The sequence below is a fragment of the Geodermatophilus sp. SYSU D00779 genome, from assembly GCF_054050595.1.
On the sequence record NZ_JBJGZQ010000047.1, the window covers coordinates 1 to 20,289 of the forward strand.

Here is a 20,289-nt window from a genome sequence, read left to right on the forward strand (position 1 = left end):
CGGCGACGAGCGGACCCGCAGCCAGCGGCTGGCCGACGTGCTGGTGCAGCTGTGCGACAACGCCCTCGCCGCGAGCTCCCTGCCGGTCCTGCGCGGCCACAAGCCGCAGGTCATCGTCACGATCGGCCTGGAGGACCTGGTCGACCCCGCCACCGGCCGGGGCGCGGCCGACACCGGCTTCGGCGCACAGATCTCCGCGGCGCGGGCCCGCTGGTTGGCCTGCGACGGGCAGGTGACCCGGATCGTGATGGGCCCCGGCGGGGTGCCGCTGCACCACGGCCGCACGCTGCGGCTGTTCCCTCCGCACGTGCGCCGCGCGGTGGAGGTGCGCGACGGCGGCTGCGTGTTCGCCGGCTGCTCGGCGCCCACCTGGTGGTGCGACGTCCACCACCTGCTCGAGTGGGTCAACGGCGGGGCGACCGACCTGGACAACGCCGCGCTGCTGTGCGAACGGCACCACACGAAGGTGCACCACGGCTTCCGCGTCGAACGCCGGCCGGACGGGCGATGGCGCACCTGGCGACCCGACGGCACCGAGATCCGCACCGGCCCTCAACGCACCGGCCCACCCCTGGCCACCGCCGCCTGACCCCACACCCGCCGCAGCCGGCAGCCGACCGACACCCACCCCCGGGCACCGGTCGGCTGCCGGCTGCCCGTGTGTCGGCAGCGAGGAGGGCGGACGCAGGCGAGGAGCGGGTGCCTCAGCGCGTGGCCCACTCCTGGTGCGGTCCGCGGTGCACGGCCGCGTAGACCTGGTCGCGCAGCTCGTTGGCGCGCTGGTCGGTCAAGGTCCCCGACAAGGGACGCAGCACCAGCCGCAGCAGCACGTTGACCTGGTCCTGACGCAGCCCCAGTCGCCGGCGAGCAGCATCGGGCAGGTCGGCGTATCCAGTGCTGGACAGGACGGTCACCGCCTCGAGGTCCTCCACCGCAGGGCCGAGCGCGGTGCGGACGGTGTCCCCGAGCAGCTCGCCGTCCACCGGGGCGTCGGCGACGATGGACAGGTCCCGGCGCACCGACGGCTGCGACGACACCGGCCGCCACGGACGCAGGTCGAGCAGCTGTGCCGCGATCCGCGGCTCGGTCGAGCGCAGCACGCGGATGTCGGGGATGCCCTTGCGGAGCATGAGCGCCCGGTCCAGCCCCATGCCCAGCGCCAGGCCGGTGCACCGGTCGGGGTCCAGACCGGCGCCGGCGAGCACGTGCTCGGCGGCCAGTCCGCACTCGGCCAGCTCCACCCACCCCGAGGCGGTGCACACGTCGACCTGCAGGCCGCTCGTGGTGTAGGGGTGCTGGGCAGGTGATGTGCGCCAGCGTGCCCCCGGCAGCACGGCGCCGACGACCAGCTCGACCATCTGCTGGAGGTCGTCGGTGTTCAGCCGCCGGCCGGCGGATCCGGTCGTGGTGATGCGCCACAGGTCCACCTGGTGCGGCGTGCCCACGTGCAGCCGGTCGATGCTGTCCCGGCGGTAGCACACGCCGGGGAGCGCCAGGAGCACGTCGACGTCGACCTCGACAGAGGTGGTGCGGGCGAGCGCGCGGAGTGCGGGTGGGACGCCGGCGGTGGTGTGGCTGCGCAGCATCACGGTCTCGGCGGCGTAGCGGCTGTACCGGGCGTCCCGGGTGACGTCGGCGGCCGCGTAGCCCAGCCGGTCGTAGTTGTCCTCCACGCTCACCAGCGGTCGGCGGCGCTGCACGTCCAGGCTGCAGGGCCAGGTGCTGGTCAGGGCGGCGAGCACGTCGTCGAGCAGCGGCTGCATCGCGTGCGGGCCGCCGGCGGGGTCGGACAGGTCGCGCAGCTCGAGCGCGACCTCGAGGTCGCGGGGTGACAGCAGGGTGGTCACGGGAGGCCCCTTCCGGGTCGTCGGCGAGTGGTGGGGGACACCCCCGGCCGACGGCTCCGTGAACGGGCTACCGGCAGACCTCGGCGCCCGCACGGCTGCTCGGCAGCCGGGGGCGGGCGAAGGAGGTCCTGCGCTCGGGCACGGGTCGACGGTAGCGCCGGCGAGCGACACCGCCCAACGGATATCGGCGCCGCCACCGGTGGCCGGACGACGGCGGAGGTGGACGAGCTCAGCGCTCCCAGACCTGCACCAGCAGGTCGGTCTTCGAGGCGTCGAACGCGTACTCGTCGACCACCCGCAGCCCCGCGGTCAGCAGGATGTCGTCGTCGTCGGTCGAGACGACCTGGCCGCGGATCACCCGGCGGACCAGCCAGACCCGGTCCGCGCTCGCCGGGGCGTCGTCCGGTGGCAGCACGACGTCGGGCCGCAGCTGGGGAGCCGCCGTCCGCACGTAGTGGTCCAGGCCGGTCGCCGAGCGCTGGTCCGCGGCGACGATCGGCTCGCCGGCCCGGTGTCGCTCCGCCAGCAGCGCCACCACGTCGTCCGCCCGCTCCCGCGGCTCGCGCTCGGCCAGCGGTGAGGACGCGACCAGCGAGCACGCCACCAGCAGTCCGGCGACCGGCGCCCGGGCGGCCCGCGGCAGCGTCAGCGCGCCCACCGCCGCCAGCACCCCGAGCCCCAGCAACCCGGCCAGCAGATAGCGCGGCAGGTACACCGGCCGCACCTGCTCGGCCAGCAGCAGCAGGCCCAGCGGCACGAGCACCCAGCAGGTGCCGACCACCCGCGCGCCGGCGCCACGCAGCGCGCCCAGCACCGCCAGTCCTACGGTCAGGCACACCAGCGGCCGCAGCCCGCCGGCCCACGCCACGACGGCGAGGTCGGCCAGCGTCCCCTCGGTGTCGCGCAGGTGCACGGCGTTGCGTGCACCGGTCCCGTTGAGCAGGTTCACCCCGACCAGCCCGACGACGGGCAGCGCCGCCGCGGCACCGCTGAGCACCACCGGCCACGCCCGCCGCCCGCGCAGCAGCAGCGCCGCGACGACGAGACCCGCGAGCACCGTGACCGCGTACCAGTGCGCCAGCCCCATCGCCGCGCCGGCCAGCCCGAACAGCAGCAGCCCCCGCGCCGCCCCCTGGAGCCAGCGCACCAGCCCCAGCAGCGCCCCGCCGGTCGCCAGCACCGCCAGCCCGTACGGGCGGGCCTCCACCGCCTGCTCGAGCAGCAGCGGGCTCGCCGCCAGCACGACCCCGGCCAGCACTCCGGCCGCGCGCGAGGTCAGCCGGGTCACCGCCCGCGTGACGAGGGCCAGCCCGCCGGCGGTCGCCAGCAGCGACAGCACCCGCAGCGACGTGTCGCCGCCGATCCCCGGCAGCAGCACCCACGTGTGCACCACGAAGTACCAGGGCGCGTTGTACGACGGCGGGACGTCGGCCAGGTAGCTCGTCGTCCCGCGCCCCTCGACGATCGCCGCGAGGATCTCGGCGTACGGCCGGCGCCCAACCTCGGCGGTGAACAGCTCGTCGAACCACAGACCGTGCCCCGGCAGCAGCAGCACCGTGCCCAGCAGGACGACGGCCAGCGGTGGCAGCAGCTCGAGCACCGACCAGCCGGCCGGCGGCGACGGCACGCGGACCGGCTGCGGCGCGGACACCCGGTCCGCCGTCGTGCTCACGCCCAGCAGGTTAGGCGACCCTTCCCCAGCGGCCGGACCTGTCGTCGGCGCGCCGTAGCGTCCGGCCCGACGCAGGGACGGGAGCGCAGGGGGGCACAGGTGGCAGCAGGCCCCGGGCCGAGCCCGCCGCCGTCGTCGGAGAGGGTCGCCCGGCGGTTCCGTCGGCAACCGCGCCGCGACACCGCGCAGGAGCTCGCCGTCCGTCGCCGCCTGCACGCCCGCGGGGTCCGCTTCCGAGTCGACGTCCGCCCGTGCGCTCGCACCAGGGCGCGCGGCGACCTCGTGTGGAAGGGGCGGCGGCTGGTCGTCTTCCTCGACGGCTGCTTCTGGCACTCCTGCCCGGCCTGCGGCCACCTCCCCCGGGCCAACCGGGCGTGGTGGGCCGCCAAGCTGGCCGGCAACGTCGCCCGCGACCGACGGACCGATGCGGTGCTGCGCGCCGAGGGCTGGCGGGTGCTCCGCTTCTGGGAGCACGAGGACCCCGACGCGGTCGCCGACGCCATCTGCCGGGCGCTCGGCCACCCACCGGACGATGGCGTGGGTCAGGCGGGCGGCTCGTCCTGCCGGTTGTGAGCCCTCTTCCAGAGGGGGACGGCGATCCACCACCAGACGAGGAACACGGCGATGGCCACTGCGGTGATCCAGGCCAGCGTCAGGTCGAAGACCGCGTCGGTCACCAGCAACACCGCCCCGACGATCGCGACGGCCAGCACCGTCAGCCCGAGGAACGCCGACCGGTTGCTGCGCCGCAGCAGCGCCTCCTTGTCGTGCTGGCGGAACAGCACCCGGTGCTGTGCTGCGGGCGCGATGAGGAGCCCGGTCGCCACCGCGGCGGCCAGCAGGGTCACGAAGTAGACGTCCCGCTGGAAGTCGGTGAACGGGGTGCCCTGCTGCTGGAAGGGCACGATCAGCAGGAAGGCGAAGAGGAACTGCACTCCCGGGAGCGCCACCCGCAGCTCGTTGAGCAGCTCCATCAGCTCGCGGTCGATCCGCTCCTTGCGGCTCTCCCCGGGCTCGCCCTGTGAGTCGTCGCGCCGCTGAGCCGGTCGCACGTCCGTCACCGTGCTCACCACCCGTCCATCCGCCTGGGCCCGGGATGGTGCCACGCGGCGGGGCCGGGTACCTGCAGTTCGTACGCCGAGTACCCCGGGAGGACGACGTGTCGATGTGGACGCCCATGGAGCCCGACCTCGGCCGAGGGGACGACGGCATCCCCGCGGCCGACCCCGGTGCGGGCGCTCCGCCGACCGCCGACGGCTTCGGCATCGGCGGCGAGGAGCCCGACCGGCCCGACGAGGCCGGCACCGAGGACGTCGGCTCCCACGACTCCGACGCGCGCGGGACGACAGAGGACGGTCCGGACGACGACCCGCCGTTCCGCACCCCCGACCCCGGCGAGTTCGGACGGAGCTGAGACACGACGAGGCCCGGTGGACCGATCCGGTCCACCGGGCCTCGTCCGTGCGCGGTCAGCCCGTGACGGCTGCCACGGCGCGGTCCACCAGGTCGTAGTGGCCCACCGCCCAGAGGACGACACCGGCCGCCACCAGGCCGCCGACGGTGACCGCTGCCGAGCTCAGCGGGTGCTGCTTGGCGTGCGCCCAGGTGTCGCGGGCCTTGCGCCGGAACGCCACGAAGAGCCGCCGCGCCCACTCGAACTCCGTCGACCACACCCACAGGCCGATGAGGATCGGCGGGATGGTGAGCGGCCCGGGCAACACGGTCAGGGCGAGGCCGAGCAGGACGAACAGCAGTCCGGCGAAGAACACCGCGACCCGGTAGGCGGTGGCCAGTCCGGGCTTGCTCCGGACGCGGTCCCGCCAGGAGCCGGGCTCCACCGGCCGCGGCTGGCCCAGCCCGTCGGTGCAGTCCGGGCAGCGGGTGGCACCGCCGCCGCCGTGCGTCCGGTGGTGGGCGTCGAGGGTGCGGGTCACCAGGACTCCTGGGTGGGGCTCGGAGGTGTGGGGCCGACGGTCAGCGCGGAGCGATCCCGCGCGCGACCTCGCTGGGCCGCTGCTGCTCACCGGCGTAGGAGCTGACCACCACGAGGGCGCCGGTCAGGGCCGGGATCACCCACTGCAGCTGGTCGAGCTTCGCCTGCGCGGCGGCTACCTCGGCCTTGGCCCGCTTGCTGGGCTTGGTGCCCGAGCGGGACGGCGTGGCCCCGGCGTCGGAGACGACCCTGCCCAGCGCGCGGCTGTAGGCGGTGACGCCCAGCGCGGCTGCGGTCAACGCGGTCTTGAGCGCACTCATCCCGCCCACGCCCTCCTGGTTGGCCACGCGCTGCCGGTTGGCCCGCAGCTGGCCGACGCTGCCGATCAGGTGCGCGCCGATCGCCGCGGCGTTCACCGGCGTCCACCGGTCCCAGCCGGCGTTGGCCACCCGGCCGGTGTCCGAGGCGCCACCGGCCTCGCCGGCCGCGGCGTTGAGCGCGACGGCGTTGGCCAGCGTGCCGCCGAACCAGGCGGAGAGTCCGAGGTCGTGCAGCGAGCGGGACAGGGTGTTACGCGCCATTGCTGAGCTCCTCCTGGAGGGTCTGTGGGTGGAGTCGCTCTACCCCGTCTCAGAGATCCACACTCGATCGCGCGTGATCGTTCTCAGCTGCCGTAACGCAGCGCCGCCCGCCGGCGCGCCTTGGCCGCCTCCTCCTCGCGGTCCTTGGGCGGCGCGGTGGTGACCAGCGCGGCCAGCAGCCGGGCGGAGGCCTCGGCGACCTCCGCGACGGCGCGGTCGAAGACCTCCGCGTTGGCCTGCGAGGGCTTCGTCGTCCCGCTGATCTTGCGCACGTACTGCAGCGCGGCGGCGTGCACCTCGTCGTCGGTGACGGGTGGCTCGAAGTTGGCCAGGGGCCGGATGTTGCGGCACATGCGCGGGAGCGTAGGAGCGCCCGCTGACGTCCGGGAGCCTCAGCCGGCGAAGCCGGCCCGGTCGACCTTCCGGTGGTAGTGGGTGCCCAGGGCGCCGCCGAGCAGCGCCCCGACCAGCGTGGCCGCGACGGCAGCGGCGAGCGTGACCAGGCCGTCGGTGGTGGCGGTGCCCTCGCCGACCGGGATGCGCGGCAGCTCCAGCCGGGCCAGCACGTTGAACTCGCTGCCCATCAGGGCCGCGGCGCCGGAGCACAGCAGGACGACGACCAGGCCGACCAGCCACACGGCCAGGCCCTGCCGGGCACCGCTGAAGCGGGACATCCGCCCGGCCACGTACCCGCCGGCCAGGTAGGAGAGGAACAGGACGACGAGGAGCGCGACCGCGCCGCGCAGCCCGATCGCCTCGGCCGAGGCCCCCTCCGTCAGGCCCAGCGCGACGTCGGCCGCCGACACCAGCGCGAGCAGCGGCACCGCCAGGCCGGTCGCCGACAGCCAGCCGAAGAAGGCCGCTCCCCACTGGGTGCCGCCGAACTCCGCCCGCTGGACGGCCACGGCCCGGGAGGCGGCCTCCCGGGCCGTCCCGTCGGCTCCCGGCAGGGGGTGGTCGGTGCGCGCCATGGGGCCTCCTGGGGAAGATCGGAGCCGGCCGTGCCCGCGGAGTGCCCGGTGCGCGCCGGGGGAAACGACACGCCGGAGAGGGGCGGGATCGGTGGCCGTGCTGCTGGTGGACACCGCGAACGTGGTCGGCTCCCGGCCCGACGGCTGGTGGCGCGACCGCGCCGGCGCGACCTCCCGGCTGCTGCGGCGGCTGGCCCCGCTGGCCGGCCGGGAGCTGCCCGCGCCCGGCGGTGGAACGGTCGTCTGCGACGAGGTGGTCGCCGTCGTCGAGGGCGCCGCGCGGGGCGTCGACGCCCCGGACGGCGTGACCCTGGTGCGGGCCGAGGGGAGCGGCGACGACGCCCTGGCAGGGTGCGCCGCCCGGCTGGCTGCGGAGGCACGGGAGCCGCTGGTGGTCACCGCCGACCGCGGCCTGCGCGCCCGGCTGCCCGACGGCGTCCCGGTGACCGGCCCCGGCTGGCTGCTCGACCTCCTGCCCGCGTGACCTGGCAGGGCCCGACGGGGGACTCCCTCGCATGAGCCGGAGGGACGGCGGGTAGAGCCGCTCCACCGACGCGTACGAGACCCGTCCGCGCGTCCATCCCCCTCCCGAGCCCGAGGAGCCGCATGCCGCCGCCCGCCGCGCCGTCCCGCCCCCTGACCGCCCTCGTCACCGGCGCCTCGAGCGGGATCGGCCGGGCCACCGTGCACACCCTCGCCGCCCGGGGCGCCCGGCTGGTGCTCGTCGCCCGGGGCCGCGAGGCGCTCGAGGAGACCGCGGCCGAGGCGCGCGAGAGGGGCGCCGCCGACGTCCTGGTCTGCCCGGCCGACGTCACCGACGCCGACGCGGTGCAGCGCGCGGTCGAGACCGCCGTCGAGCGGCTCGGCCGCCTGGACGCCGTCGTCCACTCCGCGCAGACCATGGCCTACGGCCGGATCGAGGACGTGCCCCGCGCGGCCTACGAGGCCGTCGTCGACACCTCCCTGCACGGCACCGCGAACGTCGCCCGCAGCGCGCTGCCGGTGTTCCGCCGTCAGGGTGCCGGCCACCTCGTCGTCGTCAGCTCGCTGCTGGCCTCGGTGACCGCGCCGCTCATGGGCACCTACGCGGCGGCCAAGTGGGGGCAGCTGGGCCTGGTCCGCACGCTGCAGCAGGAGACCCGGGACACTCCCGGCGTGCACGTCTCCGCCGTCGCCCCCGGCGGGGTGAACACCCCGATCTACTACCAGGGCGCGACGTGGGCCGGCAGCACCGGGCGGCCCCCGCCCCCGGTGTACTCGCCGGAGCGGGTGGCGCGCGCGGTGGTGGCCCGGCTGGACCGGCCGCGGCGGCTGGTGCAGTCCGGGTTCGCCAACCCGGTCGTCATCGCCGGGTTCCGGCTGCTGCCGGCGGTCTACGACGCGCTGGTCGGGCCGCTGTTCCGGGTGTTCGCCCTGGCCGGGGACGGCGCACCGCCCACCGAGGGCAACGTGTTCGCCCCGCGGCAGGAGCGCAACGCCAAGGACGGCCGCTGGCACGGCCTCTGAGGTGCTGCGCGGTCACCACCGCTCGCGCCGGTCGGCCAGGCCCTCCTCGAACGCGGCGACGACGCCCGCGGCGACGTCGCGGAGCTCGCGGCGCGTGGTCGCTGTCGGCGATCCGCAGCGCCACCGCGAGCGCGCCGGTGGCCTGCCCCGCCCAGCGGTACGCGGTCGCCTCGTCGTCGGCGCCGAACACCCCCGGCTCGGTGGCGTAGGGGTCCAGCGCACCCCGGCTGCGCCCCTCGACCACCAGGGGCAGGGACAGCGACGACCGGACGCCGAGCTCGGCAGCCTGCGCCGGACAGGGCGTCCAGCGCTCCTCGGCGGCCGTGCCGCACCCGATCCGCTGGTGCCCTGGCGGGATCCTCCCGCCCGCGGGCGGAGGCGGCAGCACCCGGGACGGCGCCGTGAACAGCGTGGTACGCCCGGCGCAGGCCGTTGACCTGTGCCGGATGCCGGACCACGCTGGCGCTGCCCGCCGCCGGCGGGCCTACACCCGGAGGCGCCCGTGACCGCGGATCCCACCGCCCGCCGCACCCCGCCGAGGTCCGCGCACGCGGGCGTCGAGGCCGAGCGGGTCGAGGCCGGCTACCTCGAGAGGCGCCGGCTGCGCACCGGGACGGCGGGCTGGCTGCTGCTGGCCGGTCTGGGCGTCTCGGCGGTCATCTCCGGCGACTACGCCGGCTGGAACTTCGGCCTGGCCGAGGGCGGCTTCGGCGGGCTGCTGATCGCCGTCGTCCTCATGGCGGTCATGTACACCGCGATGGTGTTCGGGCTGGCCGAGCTCGGCTCCGCGCTGCCGACCGCCGGTGGCGGCTACACCTTCGCCCGCCGTGCCCTGGGCCCGTGGGGCGGGTACGCCACCGGCGTCGCCGTGCTCATCGAGTACGCGATCGCGCCGGCCGCCATCGCCACCTTCATCGGCGCCTACGTCGAGTCGCTCGGGTTGTTCGGCATCACCGACGGCTGGTGGGTCTACCTCGCCGTCTACGCGCTGTTCGTCGGCATCCACCTGCTGGGCGTCGGTGAGGCGCTCAAGGCGATGTTCGCCGTCACCGTCGTCGCGCTGGCCGGGCTGGTGGTGTTCCTGGCCGGCGCGATCCCGCGGTTCGACGGTGCGCTCCTGCTCGACATCGCGCCCACCGACGCCGTCGGCGCCTCGGCGTTCCTGCCGTACGGGCTGATCGGCATCTGGGCGGCCTTCCCGTTCGCCATCTGGTTCTTCCTCGCCGTGGAGAGCGTGCCGCTGGCCGCCGAGGAGGCCCGCGACCCGGCACGGTCCATGCCGCGGGGGATCGTCGCGGCGATGGGGGTCCTCGTCGTCCTCGCCGTCCTCATGCTGGTGTTCACCCCGGGCGCGGCCGGGTCGGCGGCGATCGCGGGCTCGGGCAACCCGCCGGTCGACGCGCTGGCCGGTGCCGGCGCGCCCGAGGGCCTGACCCGGGTGGTCAACTACGCCGGCCTGTTCGGGCTGGTGGCCAGCTTCTTCTCCATCATCTACGCGTACTCGCGGCAGACCTTCGCGCTCTCCCGCGCCGGCTACCTGCCGCGGGCGCTGTCGGTGACCAACGCGCGCAAGGCGCCGATGCTGGCCCTGCTGGTCCCCGGGGCCATCGGCTTCGTGCTGTCGCTGACCGGCCAGGGCGCGATGCTGCTCAACATGGCCGTCTTCGGCGCGACCGTGTCGTACGTGCTGATGATGGTCAGCCACATCGTGCTGCGCCGCCGCGAGCCGGACCTGCCGCGCCCGTACCGGACCCCGGGTGGGACGGCGACCACCGGGGTGGCGCTGGTGCTCGCCGCCGCCGCGGTCGTGGCCACCTTCCTCGTCGACGTCACCGCCGCGCTGTGGACCCTCGCCGCCTACGGGGCGTTCCTCGCGTACTTCGCCCTCTACAGCCGCCACCACCTGGTGGCCTCCGCGCCCGAGGAGGAGTTCGAGCTGCTGGCCGACGCGGAGGAGGACGTGCGATGAGACGGCGGGGCACCGTCGGCGGGCACTCCTACGAGTTCCCGACGCTGGTGGAGCTGATGGCGAAGGCGACACCGGCCCGCTCGGGCGACGTCCTCGCCGGCTGCGCCGCGGAGTCGGCCGCCGAGCGGGTCGCCGCGCAGACGCTGCTCGCCGACCTGCCCCTGGCCACCTTCCTCGACGAGCAGGTGGTCGGCTACGACGAGGACGACGTCACCCGGCTCGTCCTCGACACCCACGACCCGGTCGCCTTCGCGCCGGTCGCGTCGCTCACCGTGGGGGAGTTCCGCGACCGGCTGCTGGCCTGGGCCGCCGCGGGGGACGAGGCGTCGATCAGCGAGCTGGCCCCCGGGCTGACCCCGGAGATGGTCGCGGCCACCTCGAAGCTGATGCGCAACGCCGACCTGGTCGCCGTGGGCCGGCGCACCCGGGTGGTCACCGGGCTGCGCAGCACCCTGGGCCTGCCCGGCCGGCTGGCCTCCCGGCTGCAGCCCAACCACCCGACCGACGACCCGCTGGGCGTGACGGCGTCCATCGTCGACGGGCTGCTGCAGGGCTGCGGGGACGCCGTCATCGGCATCAACCCGGCCACCGACTCCCCGGCCCGCACGGTCGCGCTCCTCGAGCTGGTCGACGAGGTGATCACCCGGTACGGCATCCCGACCCAGTCCTGCGTGCTCGCGCACGTGACCACCACGCTGCGGGCGCTCGAGCAGGGCGCGCCGGTCGACCTGGTGTTCCAGTCGGTCGCCGGCACCCAGCCGGCCAACCGCGGCTTCGGCGTCACCCTCGACCTGCTCGCCGAGGCCCGCGCCGGGGCGCTGGCGCTGGGCCGCGGCACGGTCGGCTCCAACGTCACCTACTTCGAGACCGGGCAGGGCTCGGCGCTGTCGGCCGGCGCACACCACGGCATCGGCGGCCGGCCGGTCGACCAGCAGACCCTGGAGGCCCGCGCCTACGCCGTCGCCCGGCACTTCGACCCGCTCATCGTCAACACCGTCGTCGGCTTCATCGGCCCGGAGTACCTCTACGACGGCAAGCAGGTGCTGCGCGCCGGGCTGGAGGACCACTTCTGCGGCAAGCTGCTCGGCCTGCCGATGGGCGTGGACGTCTGCTACACGAACCACGCCGAGGTCGACGAGGACGACATGGACGCGCTGATGCTGCTGCTCGGGGCGGCCGGCTGCACGTTCCTCATCGCCGTGCCCGGCATGGACGACGTGATGCTGCACTACCAGTCGCTGGCCTTCTCCGACGTGCTGACCGCCCGCTCGGTGCTCGGGCTGCGGCCGGCGCCGGAGTTCGAGGCGTGGCTGGCCCGCATGGACCTGCTCGACGACGCCGGCCGGGTGCGCGAGCTGACCGCGGACGCGCCCGCCGCGCGGGCCCTCCTCGCGGCGGCGTCGTCGTGAGGAGCGGAGCATGACCGACGCGCTGGACCGCCCGCTGCCGGCGAGCGACGACCCGTGGGCGGTGCTCCGCGCGGCCACCCGTGCCCGGGTCGCGCTCGGCCGGGCCGGCGACGCGCTGCCCACCACGCGGGAGCTGGAGTTCCGCGCCGCCCACGCCGCCGCCCGCGACGCGGTGCACCAGCCGCTGGACCCGGACCTCGTCCGCACCCGGCTCCCGGGTGCCGAGGTGCTCGAGGTGCACTCGGCGGCGCCCGACCGGGCCACCTACCTGCAGCGGCCCGACCTCGGCCGGCAGCTCGCGGCCGGCACCGAGCTGCCGCGCACCGGCGCCGACCTGGGTGTGGTCATCGCCGACGGGCTCTCCCCGCGGGCGGTGCACGAGCACGCCGCGGGCCTGGTGACCGCGCTGCTGGAGCGGCTGCCCGGCTGGTCGGTGGCCCCGCTGGTGCTGGCGCACCAGGCGCGGGTGGCGCTCGGCGACGCGGTGGGGGAGGCGCTGGGGGCCCGGGCCGTGGTGGTCCTGATCGGCGAGCGGCCGGGGCTGTCGTCGGCGGACTCGCTCGGCGTCTACCTGACCTGGGCCCCACGGATCGGGCGGGTCGACTCCGAGCGCAACTGCGTCTCCAACGTCCGCCCGCCGCACGGGTTGTCCTACGCGCAGGCCGCCGACACCGTGGCCGCGCTGCTCGGCGCGGCCCGCGAGCTCGGCGCCTCGGGCGTGGTGCTCAAGGACGAGGGCCCGGCCCTGCCCGCCGGCGCCGGCTGACGCCTCACCCGAGGACGGCGTCGACCGCGTACTGGTCGTCGAACGCCTGGCGCCACTCGGTGACCCGGCCGTCGGCGAAGCGGTAGACGTGCAACTCGAGCACGTCGTCGAACGAGCGGTCCCCGCGTCGTGCGCTCACCCGGAGGACGGCCACGCCGTGGGTGTCGTCGGCCAGGACGGTCCGGATGTCGAGCCGGAGGCTGCCCTCGGTCAGCTGTCCCAGCCGTCCGAGCAGCTCGCGGACCGCGTCGCGGCCGCGGTACACCCCGGTGAGCTGGTTGCGGCCGGTCTCGTGCCACTCGACGTCCTCGGCGAGGAGCTCGTCGAGGGGGCCGAGGTCGCCCCGGAGGAAGCCGTCGTAGGCGTCCCGGATCCGCTGCGCGTTGGGGTGTGCCGAGGCGGAGGGCGCCGCGCCCGTCTGCGTCGTCATGCCTGCCTCCTCGCAGGAGAAGGACCCTCCCGCCCCCCGGCCCCCTGCTGGGCCCCGCCGGCCTCCTGCAGGGTCCCGCCGCGAGCTGGCGAGTGGTGGGGGGCAGGGGGTCCTTCTCCGAGCGGTGGGGGGCAGGAGGTCCTCCTGTTGCAGGAGGGCCGCACGGGCGGGGCACCGCGTCGGCGTCGCCGGGCGGACGACCCAGAACGACACCCGGCGACACCGGCGGGCGCCAGCAGTGTCGGCCCTGCCGTCGGCGTGGGGAAGGGGAGCGGTCGTGACCGGGTGTGGCGGTCGCCCTCCGTCCCGGCGCGGGTGGGCTCCGGTCAGCAGGAACGGCAGAGGGGGAGGGAGGCCGACGGCCTCCCTCCCCCTCTGCCTGCCCGCGGTCAGGAACCGCCGGGCTCCCCGCGGTCGGACGGCCTGCGGGCCTCGACCGAGACCGCCTCGGTCGTCCCGTGGTGGTGGTGCGCCTCCTCGATCTCGTGCACCGCCTCGTCGAGCACCGGCACGTGCGCCTTCTTCGGCAGCACCCGGCCGACCAGCGGCCACAGCAGGACCAGCGCCACGATGACGTACACGACGACGGACATCGGGTCGATCAGCCCGCCGATCGCCCCGTTGCTGATCTGCAGCGCCTGCCGCAGCTCCGCCTCGGCGAACGGCCCGAGGATCACGCCGATGATGGCCGGCAGCAGCGGCAGCCCGAAGCGGCGCATCATGAAGCCGAGCGCGCCGATGACCAGCAGCAGGAACAGGTCGAACACGTTGGCGTTCGCCGCGTACGCGCCCAGGCTGGCGAAGAAGAGGATGCCCGCGTACAGGTACGTGCGCGGGATCCGCAGCAGACGCGCCCACACCGGCGCCAGCGGCAGGTTGAGCACCAGCAGCGCCACGTTGCCGATGAAGAGGCTGGCGATCAGGCCCCACACCAGCTCCGGCTCGCTGGTGAACAGCTGCGGCCCGGGCTGGATGCCGTAGCTCTCGATGGCGGCGAGCAGGACCGCCGCGGTGGCTGTCACCGGGATGCCCAGGGTCAGCAGCGGCACGAGCCCGCCTGCGGCCGAGGCGTTGTTCGTGGCCTCCGGCCCGGCGACGCCCTCGATGGCGCCCTTGCCGAACTCCTCGGGGTGCCGGGACAGCCGCTTCTCGGTGACGTAGGAGAGGAACGTCGGGACCTCGGCCCCACCGGCCGGGACGGCGCCGAAGGGGAACCCGATCGCGGTGCCGCGCAGCCACGGCTTCCACGAGCGGCGCCAGTCCGACCGGCTCATCCGCGGGTTGCCCACCGGGATGACCTCGACCGGGCGGCGGCGCAGGTGGGCCGCGGTCCACAGCGCCTCACCGACGGCGAACAGGCCGACCGCCACGACGACGATGTCGATGCCGTCGGCGAGCTCGCCGATGCCGAAGGTGAGCCGCTGCTGGCCGGAGGTGGCGTCGATGCCGATCAGCCCGATGGCCAGGCCGAGCCCGAGCGAGGCCAGGCCGCGCACCCGGGAGCTGCCGAGCACCGAGGTCACCGCGATGAACGCCAGCACCATGATCGCGAACATGTCGGCAGGGGAGACCTCCACGGCGAGGTCGGCGACCAGGGGCGCCAGCAGGGCCAGCAGCAGCGTGGCGATGGTCCCGGCGACGAACGAGCCGATCGCCGCGGTGGCCAGGGCCTGCGCCGCGCGGCCGGACCGGGCCATCTTGTTGCCCTCGATGGCGGTGACCACCGAGGCGCTCTCACCCGGGGTGTTCAACAGGATCGACGTCGTGGACCCGCCGTACATGCCGCCGTAGTAGATGCCGGCGAACATGATCAGCGCGGTGGTGACGTCCAGGCCGCGGGTCAGGGGCAGCAGCAGTGCCACCGCCATGGCCGGGCCGATACCGGGCAGGACGCCGATCGCGGTGCCCAACAGCACGCCCAGCAGCGCGAACGCCAGGTTGGTCGGCGTCAGGGCGGTGCCGAAGCCCTCGACGAGGGAGCCGAACGCGTCCATCAGAGGATCCCCCTCAGGACCCCCGGGGGCAGCACGATGCCGAGCCCGAGGGCGAACAGGTAGAAGGAGCCGATCGACAGGGCGAAGGCGATCACGGCGTCGCGCACGTAGTGGCGGCTGCCGAGGGCGAACGCCGATCCCCAGAACAGGATCGCGCCGGAGAACACCCAGCCGAGGCTCTCGATCAGCAGCGCGTTGGCCAGGAACGCGGCGGCGAGCATCGCGATGGTGGTCCAGTCGGTGCCGCCGGTGAGCTCGACGTCCTCGCCGCCCTCGGGCTCCCCGCGGCCGCCGCGCTTCACGTCGATGGCCAGGACGACCCCGACGAGGACCAGCAGGCCGCCCACGACGAGGGGGACGACGGCGGGCCCGACCGGCCCGCGGACGATCCGGCTCTCCGGCAGGAGGAGGGCCTGCACGATGACGAGGAGGCCGAGCGCCGCCAGGAACAGGGCCACTCCGTACTCGGAGCGGCCCTGTTCCCGGGTCGCGCCTCCCGAGGAGGCGGCGGTCACGTCAGGCCCAGCTCACTCAGCACGCCCTGGACCCGCTGGCTCTCCTCGTCGAGGAAGGAGCCGAACTCGTCGCCGGAGATGAAGGCGTCGGTCCAGCCCTGGTCCTCGAGCACCTGCTGCCAGGCCTCGCTGTCGTGGATCTGGGTGATCAGGTCGACGTGCCGCTGGGCCTCCTCGGCGGAGATGTCCGGGGCCGCCACGATGCCGCGCCAGTTGGTGAAGGTCAGGTCCACGCCCTCCTCGGTGAGGGTGGGCGCGTCGACGCCCTCGACAGGCTGCTCGCTGGTGACCGCGAGGATGCGGACGTCACCGGAGGCGGCCGGCTCGGTGACCTCGCCGATGCCGGTCGCGGCGAAGGCCACGTCGCCGCCGAGGATGCCGGCGAGCAGCTCCCCGCCGCCGTCGTAGGCGACGTAGTTGACCGAGGTCGGCGTCACGCCGACCTGCTGCGCCAGCAGCATCGGGGTCAGGTGGTCGGGGCCACCGGGGTTGGACGCCCCGCCGACGGGGGTGTTGCCCGGGTCGGCCTTCCAGGCGGCGACCAGGTCGTCGATGGACTGGAACGGCGAGTCCGCCGGGACGACGATCGCCTCGGCCTCCTCGATCAGCCGCGCGATCGGCGTGGTCTGGTCGAGGGTGGCCTCGGACTGGTTGCTGTACTGCGCGCCCACCACGCCCAGGCCCATCTGCATGAGCATGTCGGCGTTGCCGGTCTCGTTGACCAGGCGCTGCAGGCCGACGGTGCCGCCAGCGCCCTCGAGGTTGAACACCTCGATCGTCTCGGCCAGCCCCTCCTCCTCGGCCACCTGGGCCCAGGCGCGGGCGGTGGTGTCGTAACCGCTGCCGGGGGAGTTCGGGACCATGACCCGCAGGCCGCTGACCGGTCCCTCCTGGGTGGCGCCGCCACCGGAGGCGGCGCCGCCCTCGGCGGTGGTGCCGCACCCGGTCAGCAGCAGACCGGCGGCGACCGTGCCGACGGTGAGCTTCCGCAGGGAAGCGTTGCGCATGGGTTCCTCCTGTGTGTCCGGCGGACGTCCGCCGCTCGCAGGGACGGTCGCAACGCACGTGGCGCGTGTCACGCTTGCGTGCGCATCGGACGTTGTGGTCGTTGTGTGCACGGCGTCGTGTTGCGCCGGCGGGTCCGGCCCGGGTCCGATGGCGTGCCGCGTCCCCGACCAGTCAGGAGTCCCCCGTGAACCGGCGGCTCTCGCTCGCCGGCCAGCTGCTCGCGCTGCAGGTGGTCATCGTCTGCGTCGTCCTCGTCGGCGTCGCCGCCGTCACCGTCGCCCAGTCGATGCAGCGCGCGGAGGAGGTGGAGGGCCGCCGCGCGCTGGAGATCGCCGAGACGCTGGCCAACAGCAGCGCCACCCGCACGGCGGTGGAGCTCGGCCGCATCGAGTACGTCCGCATCACCGCGGAGGAGAGCCGCAGCACCTCCGGGTCCGCCGACGTCGTCGTCGCCGGGGCCGACCGGACCGTCCTCGCCAGCGCCGACCCCGAGCTGCTCGGCCGGCCGGTCGACCTCGGCGCCAGCCGGGTGCTGGAGGGGCGGTCGTGGGTGGGGGACGTCGAGCTGCCCGGCGGTCGCGCCGCGGTCGCCATGGCGCCGGTCTACTCCGCGCGCGGGGACCGCGTGCTCGGCCTGGTCGCGGTGCAGCGGCGCTACCCCGGGGTGCTGGGGAGCCTGGAGCAGGCCGCGCCCAATCTGCTCACCTACCTGGGGCTGGCCAGCGCGCTGGGCATCGGCGGGTCGCTGCTGGTGGCCCGCCGGGTGAAGCGGCAGACGCTCGGGCTGGAACCGGCCGAGATCGCCGGGCTGGTCGAGCACCGCGACGCGATGCTGCACGGCATCCGCGAGGGCGTGGTCGGGCTGGACCTGCGCGGCCGGGTGACCCTGGTCAACGACGAGGCGATCCGGCTGCTGGGCATCCCCGGGAACGCCCTCGGCCGCACGCTGGAGGAGCTCGGTGTCGCCGAGGAGGTGCGCGCCGCGCTGCTGTCCACCGGGGTCGAGCGGGACCGGGCCGTGGGCAGCGCCGGACGGGTGCTGGTGGTCAACCGGCTGCCGCTGACCAGCCGGGGCCGCCCGCTGGGGTCGGTGACCACGCTGCGCGACCGCACCGAGCTGCTCGAGCTGCGCCGCGAGCTGGAGCTCACCCGGCACGTCACCGACACCCTGCGCGCGCAGGCCCACGAGTTCGACAACCGGCTGCACACCATCGCCGGCCTGATCGAGCTGGGCGAGGCCGAGGAGGCGGTGCGCTTCGTGCACCGGATCAGCTCCAGCCGCTCGGAGTTCGGCGCCGCCGTCACCGACGCCGTCCGGGACCCGGCGCTGGCCGCGCTGCTCATCGCCAAGGCCAGCCAGGCCGCCGAGCTCGGCGTCGACCTGCGCGTCGCGCCGGACTCCGCGCTGCCGGTGCTGAGCCCGGAGCTGAGCACGGACGTCGCCACCGTCGTGGGCAACCTGGTCGACAACGCCCTGGACGCCGCCTCGGGCGCCGCCGAGCGCTGGGTCGAGGTGGGCCTGGGCCTGGTGGACGACGAGGTCGACGTCGTCGTCCGCGACTCCGGCCCCGGCGTCCCCCCGGGCATGGAGGCCGAGGTCTTCCGCCGCGGGGTGTCCACCAAGGAGGGCCGCTCCACCGATCAGGCCGGGGTCCCCGGCGGACGGGGCATCGGGCTGTCCCTGGTCCGGCTGGTCTGCACCCGGCGGGGCGGCGAGGTGACGGCCAGCTCGTCGGACGGCTCGGTCTTCGCCGCCCGCATCCCGGTCGGCGCGTCGCTGGTGGACGCGTGATCAGGACGCTCATCGTCGACGACGACTTCATGGTCGCCAAGGTGCACGCCGGGTTCGTGGCGGCCCTCGACGGCTTCGAGGTGGTGGGGACGGCGTCCAGCGGGGCCGACGCGCTCGCCGCGGTCCAGCGGCTGCGGCCGGACCTGGTGCTGCTCGACGTCTACCTGCCGGACATGACCGGCCTGGAGGTGCTCCGCCGGCTGCGGACGGAGGGCGCGCCGGTCGACGTCGTCGTCATCAGTGCGGCCCGGGACGCCGAGAGCATCCGCAGTGCGCTGCACGGCGGCGTCCTGCACTACCTGGTGAAGCCCTTCGACCGGCGCACCTTCGAGACCCGGCTGCGGGAGTACGCCGCGGTGCGGACCGAGCTGGCCACGCTGGTGCAGGCGGGGCAGGCGGACGTCGACCGGTTCTTCGCCGGGGCGCGCGGCGGGGGCCGGGCCGTGCCCACCACCCCCAAGGGCATCGCGCCGGAGACGCTCCAGCTGGTGCGGGAGGTGCTCGGTGCGGCGGGCGCGGACGGGTTGTCGGCCACGGAGTGCAGCGAGCGCACGGGGCTGGCCCGGGTCAGCGCCCGCCGTTACCTGGAGCAGCTGGTCACGCAGGAGGAGGCCGACGTCCGCCAGCGCTACGGCACCGCCGGGCGGCCCGAGCGGCGGTTCACGCTCCGCTCCCCGCAGCGTCCCGGGTGAGCGGCGGCGGGGACGCAACGACCGCAACGACCGCTAGGGGCACAAGCGCGGCCGGGATCGTGCCGCCGCTTACGCTCCGGCCATGACCATCGTCGTGGGCTACGTCCCCACCCCCGAGGGCGAGGCCGCCCTCGACGCCGCCATCACCGAGGCCCGGCTGCGCGACCAGCCGCTGCACGTCGTCAACAGCTCGCGCGGGGACGTCCTCCAGGACCCCCGGTTCGCCTCGGAGCGGGCGCTGGACCAGGTGCGGGCCAAGCTCGACGGCGCCGGGCTGGTCTACGAGATCGACCAGCGGGTGGCCGGGCACGACGCCTCGGACGAGGTCGTGGACGCCGCGGACCGGGTCAAGGCCAGCCTGATCGTCATCGGCATGCGCCGCCGCACGCCCACCGGGAAGCTGATCACCGGCAGCCAGGCCCAGCGGATCCTGCTCGACGCGCACTGCCCGGTGCTGGCGGTCAAGGCCACCTACTGAACGAGGACCCCGTCCTCCTCACCGCAGGAGGACCCCGTCCTCCCCACCCTTCGCAGGCTCAGGGCGGTGCCCCGGACGGGGCCGCGGCGAGCCCCTGGACGGGGCCGACCCGGGACCGGGCGGATCGGAGGTGCGGGATCCTCCTCAGCCGAGCAGGTCGAGGGCGTCGCCGGGACCCGCGGCCAGGTTGCGGAAGATCGTCCGCAGGCTGAGCTGGAGGTGCTCGGCGGTCGCCGCCGCGGCCGTGTCGGCGTCCCCGGCCAGCAGCGCGTCGCAGATGACGAGGTGCTCGGCGACGGACACGTCGACCCGCGCGGGGTCGACGTGCGAGAGGTTGCGCAGCCGGGCGGTGTGCGGCCGCACCTCGGCGATCGTGCGGCGCAGGTGCTCGTTGCGGGTCGCCTCGATCACCGCCCAGTCGAACCGGTCGGCCAGGTCGTAGAACGCCCGGGACCGCGTCTGGGACGGTTGCTGCGCCTGGAGCCGTGCGAAGCCCTCGCGCATCTCGGCGAAGACCCGGTGCACCTGGGGGTCGGCGCCAGCGGCCTCGGTGGCCTGCCGCACGGCCGCCGGCTCCAGCAGCGTGCGGAACTCGAAGAGGTCGCGGACGCTGCGGGCCGAGACCCGGGAGACCCGCGCGCCCTGCCGCGGCACCAGGTCCACCAGGCCCTCGGCGGCCAGCCGGCGCAGCGCCTCGCGCACCGGCGTCCGCGAGGCGCCGGTGCG

23 protein-coding genes are annotated in these 20,289 nt (G+C 75.3%); 11 read left to right on the top strand and 12 right to left on the bottom strand.

All coding sequences use genetic code 11. The annotated features are described in order from the left end of the window. The coding region (locus ACI79G_RS23745) for a DUF222 domain-containing protein (protein ID WP_456883495.1) at positions 1-589 on the top strand (589 nt) is incomplete at its 5' end. Between the two features lie 115 nt (positions 590-704). Here ACI79G_RS23745 and srmL read toward each other — a convergent pair. Both srmL and ACI79G_RS23755 read right to left on the bottom strand, forming a co-directional pair. Next, the gene (srmL, locus tag ACI79G_RS23750) at positions 705-1,847 is read right to left on the bottom strand and encodes a PheS-related mystery ligase SrmL (protein ID WP_456883496.1); all 1,143 of its coding nucleotides are present in this window, start codon (positions 1,845-1,847) and stop codon (positions 705-707) included. Positions 1,848-2,076: 229 nt separating this feature from the next. Further along, positions 2,077-3,519, bottom strand: coding sequence for a hypothetical protein (locus ACI79G_RS23755; protein WP_456883497.1), 1,443 nt, complete (start codon positions 3,517-3,519; stop codon positions 2,077-2,079). Between the two features lie 99 nt (positions 3,520-3,618). On the opposite strand from ACI79G_RS23755, the gene ACI79G_RS23760 reads away from it, so the two are divergent. Continuing rightward, the gene (locus ACI79G_RS23760) at positions 3,619-4,092 is read left to right on the top strand and encodes a very short patch repair endonuclease (protein WP_456883498.1); all 474 of its coding nucleotides are present in this window, start codon (positions 3,619-3,621) and stop codon (positions 4,090-4,092) included. Here ACI79G_RS23760 and ACI79G_RS23765 read toward each other — a convergent pair. After that, complete coding sequence (locus ACI79G_RS23765; RefSeq protein WP_456883499.1) at positions 4,062-4,589, bottom strand: DUF6328 family protein; 528 nt, start codon at positions 4,587-4,589, stop codon at positions 4,062-4,064. The two genes, ACI79G_RS23760 and ACI79G_RS23765, sit on opposite strands and share 31 nt — an antisense overlap. Positions 4,590-4,684: 95 nt before the next feature. On the opposite strand from ACI79G_RS23765, the gene ACI79G_RS23770 reads away from it, so the two are divergent. Beyond that, complete coding sequence (locus ACI79G_RS23770; protein WP_456883500.1) at positions 4,685-4,933, top strand: hypothetical protein; 249 nt, start codon at positions 4,685-4,687, stop codon at positions 4,931-4,933. A gap of 55 nt (positions 4,934-4,988) precedes the next feature. Here the strand turns inward: ACI79G_RS23770 and ACI79G_RS23775 are convergent, their stop codons facing one another. From ACI79G_RS23775 to ACI79G_RS23790, 4 genes are all read right to left on the bottom strand, one after another. Further along, the gene (locus ACI79G_RS23775; protein ID WP_456883501.1) at positions 4,989-5,453 is read right to left on the bottom strand and encodes a PGPGW domain-containing protein; all 465 of its coding nucleotides are present in this window, start codon (positions 5,451-5,453) and stop codon (positions 4,989-4,991) included. Positions 5,454-5,493: 40 nt separating this feature from the next. After that, positions 5,494-6,033 carry a hypothetical protein gene (locus ACI79G_RS23780; protein WP_456883502.1) on the bottom strand — a complete coding sequence of 180 codons (540 nt, stop codon included), beginning with the start codon at positions 6,031-6,033 and terminating at the stop codon, positions 5,494-5,496. 83 nt (positions 6,034-6,116) lie between these two features. Then, complete coding sequence (locus tag ACI79G_RS23785) at positions 6,117-6,386, bottom strand: DUF2277 domain-containing protein (RefSeq protein WP_456883503.1); 270 nt, start codon at positions 6,384-6,386, stop codon at positions 6,117-6,119. A 39-nt stretch (positions 6,387-6,425) separates the two neighbouring features. Beyond that, positions 6,426-7,004 (bottom strand): hypothetical protein, encoded by a 579-nt coding sequence (locus ACI79G_RS23790; protein WP_456883504.1) that lies wholly within the window; start codon positions 7,002-7,004, stop codon positions 6,426-6,428. Between the two features lie 91 nt (positions 7,005-7,095). Here ACI79G_RS23790 and ACI79G_RS23795 point away from each other — a divergent pair, with 91 nt between their 5' ends. The 5 genes from ACI79G_RS23795 to eutC all read left to right on the top strand — a co-directional run bounded on the left by ACI79G_RS23795 (position 7,096) and on the right by eutC (position 12,654). Then, positions 7,096-7,488: a hypothetical protein gene (locus ACI79G_RS23795; protein WP_456883505.1), complete on the top strand. Its 393-nt coding sequence runs from the start codon at positions 7,096-7,098 to the stop codon at positions 7,486-7,488. 122 nt (positions 7,489-7,610) lie between these two features. Continuing rightward, complete coding sequence (locus ACI79G_RS23800; RefSeq protein ID WP_456883506.1) at positions 7,611-8,510, top strand: SDR family NAD(P)-dependent oxidoreductase; 900 nt, start codon at positions 7,611-7,613, stop codon at positions 8,508-8,510. A gap of 502 nt (positions 8,511-9,012) precedes the next feature. Beyond that, entirely contained in the window at positions 9,013-10,479 is a 1,467-nt protein-coding gene (gene eat, locus ACI79G_RS23805; RefSeq protein WP_456883507.1) for an ethanolamine permease, read from the top strand. After that, on the top strand, positions 10,476-11,888 hold the full coding sequence (locus ACI79G_RS23810) for an ethanolamine ammonia-lyase subunit EutB (protein WP_456883508.1): 1,413 nt from the start codon (positions 10,476-10,478) through the stop codon (positions 11,886-11,888). The genes eat and ACI79G_RS23810 overlap by 4 nt, the downstream gene beginning before the upstream one ends. 10 nt (positions 11,889-11,898) lie before the next feature. Then, positions 11,899-12,654 carry an ethanolamine ammonia-lyase subunit EutC gene (eutC, locus tag ACI79G_RS23815; protein ID WP_456883509.1) on the top strand — a complete coding sequence of 252 codons (756 nt, stop codon included), beginning with the start codon at positions 11,899-11,901 and terminating at the stop codon, positions 12,652-12,654. 4 nt (positions 12,655-12,658) lie between these two features. Here eutC and ACI79G_RS23820 read toward each other — a convergent pair whose 3' ends face one another. The 4 genes from ACI79G_RS23820 to ACI79G_RS23835 form a co-directional block, all read right to left on the bottom strand. Further along, complete coding sequence (locus tag ACI79G_RS23820; protein WP_456883510.1) at positions 12,659-13,084, bottom strand: nuclear transport factor 2 family protein; 426 nt, start codon at positions 13,082-13,084, stop codon at positions 12,659-12,661. A 389-nt stretch (positions 13,085-13,473) separates the two neighbouring features. Beyond that, positions 13,474-15,078 (bottom strand): tripartite tricarboxylate transporter permease, encoded by a 1,605-nt coding sequence (locus ACI79G_RS23825; RefSeq protein WP_456883511.1) that lies wholly within the window; start codon positions 15,076-15,078, stop codon positions 13,474-13,476. Next, entirely contained in the window at positions 15,078-15,593 is a 516-nt protein-coding gene (locus tag ACI79G_RS23830) for a tripartite tricarboxylate transporter TctB family protein (RefSeq protein ID WP_456883512.1), read from the bottom strand. The genes ACI79G_RS23825 and ACI79G_RS23830 overlap by 1 nt, the downstream gene beginning before the upstream one ends. After that, entirely contained in the window at positions 15,590-16,600 is a 1,011-nt protein-coding gene (locus ACI79G_RS23835) for a Bug family tripartite tricarboxylate transporter substrate binding protein (protein WP_456883513.1), read from the bottom strand. Before ACI79G_RS23835 ends, ACI79G_RS23830 begins: the two co-directional genes overlap by 4 nt. Positions 16,601-16,785: 185 nt before the next feature. On the opposite strand from ACI79G_RS23835, the gene ACI79G_RS23840 reads away from it, so the two are divergent. The 3 genes from ACI79G_RS23840 to ACI79G_RS23850 all read left to right on the top strand — a co-directional run bounded on the left by ACI79G_RS23840 (position 16,786) and on the right by ACI79G_RS23850 (position 19,563). Further along, positions 16,786-18,393, top strand: coding sequence for an ATP-binding protein (locus ACI79G_RS23840; RefSeq protein WP_456883514.1), 1,608 nt, complete (start codon positions 16,786-16,788; stop codon positions 18,391-18,393). Next, complete coding sequence (locus tag ACI79G_RS23845) at positions 18,390-19,085, top strand: response regulator (RefSeq protein ID WP_456883515.1); 696 nt, start codon at positions 18,390-18,392, stop codon at positions 19,083-19,085. Before ACI79G_RS23840 ends, ACI79G_RS23845 begins: the two co-directional genes overlap by 4 nt. Before the next feature lie 82 nt (positions 19,086-19,167). Next, positions 19,168-19,563 carry a universal stress protein gene (locus tag ACI79G_RS23850; RefSeq protein ID WP_456883516.1) on the top strand — a complete coding sequence of 132 codons (396 nt, stop codon included), beginning with the start codon at positions 19,168-19,170 and terminating at the stop codon, positions 19,561-19,563. A 144-nt stretch (positions 19,564-19,707) separates the two neighbouring features. Here ACI79G_RS23850 and ACI79G_RS23855 read toward each other — a convergent pair. Continuing rightward, the coding region (locus ACI79G_RS23855; protein WP_456883517.1) for a GntR family transcriptional regulator at positions 19,708-20,289 on the bottom strand (582 nt) is incomplete at its 5' end.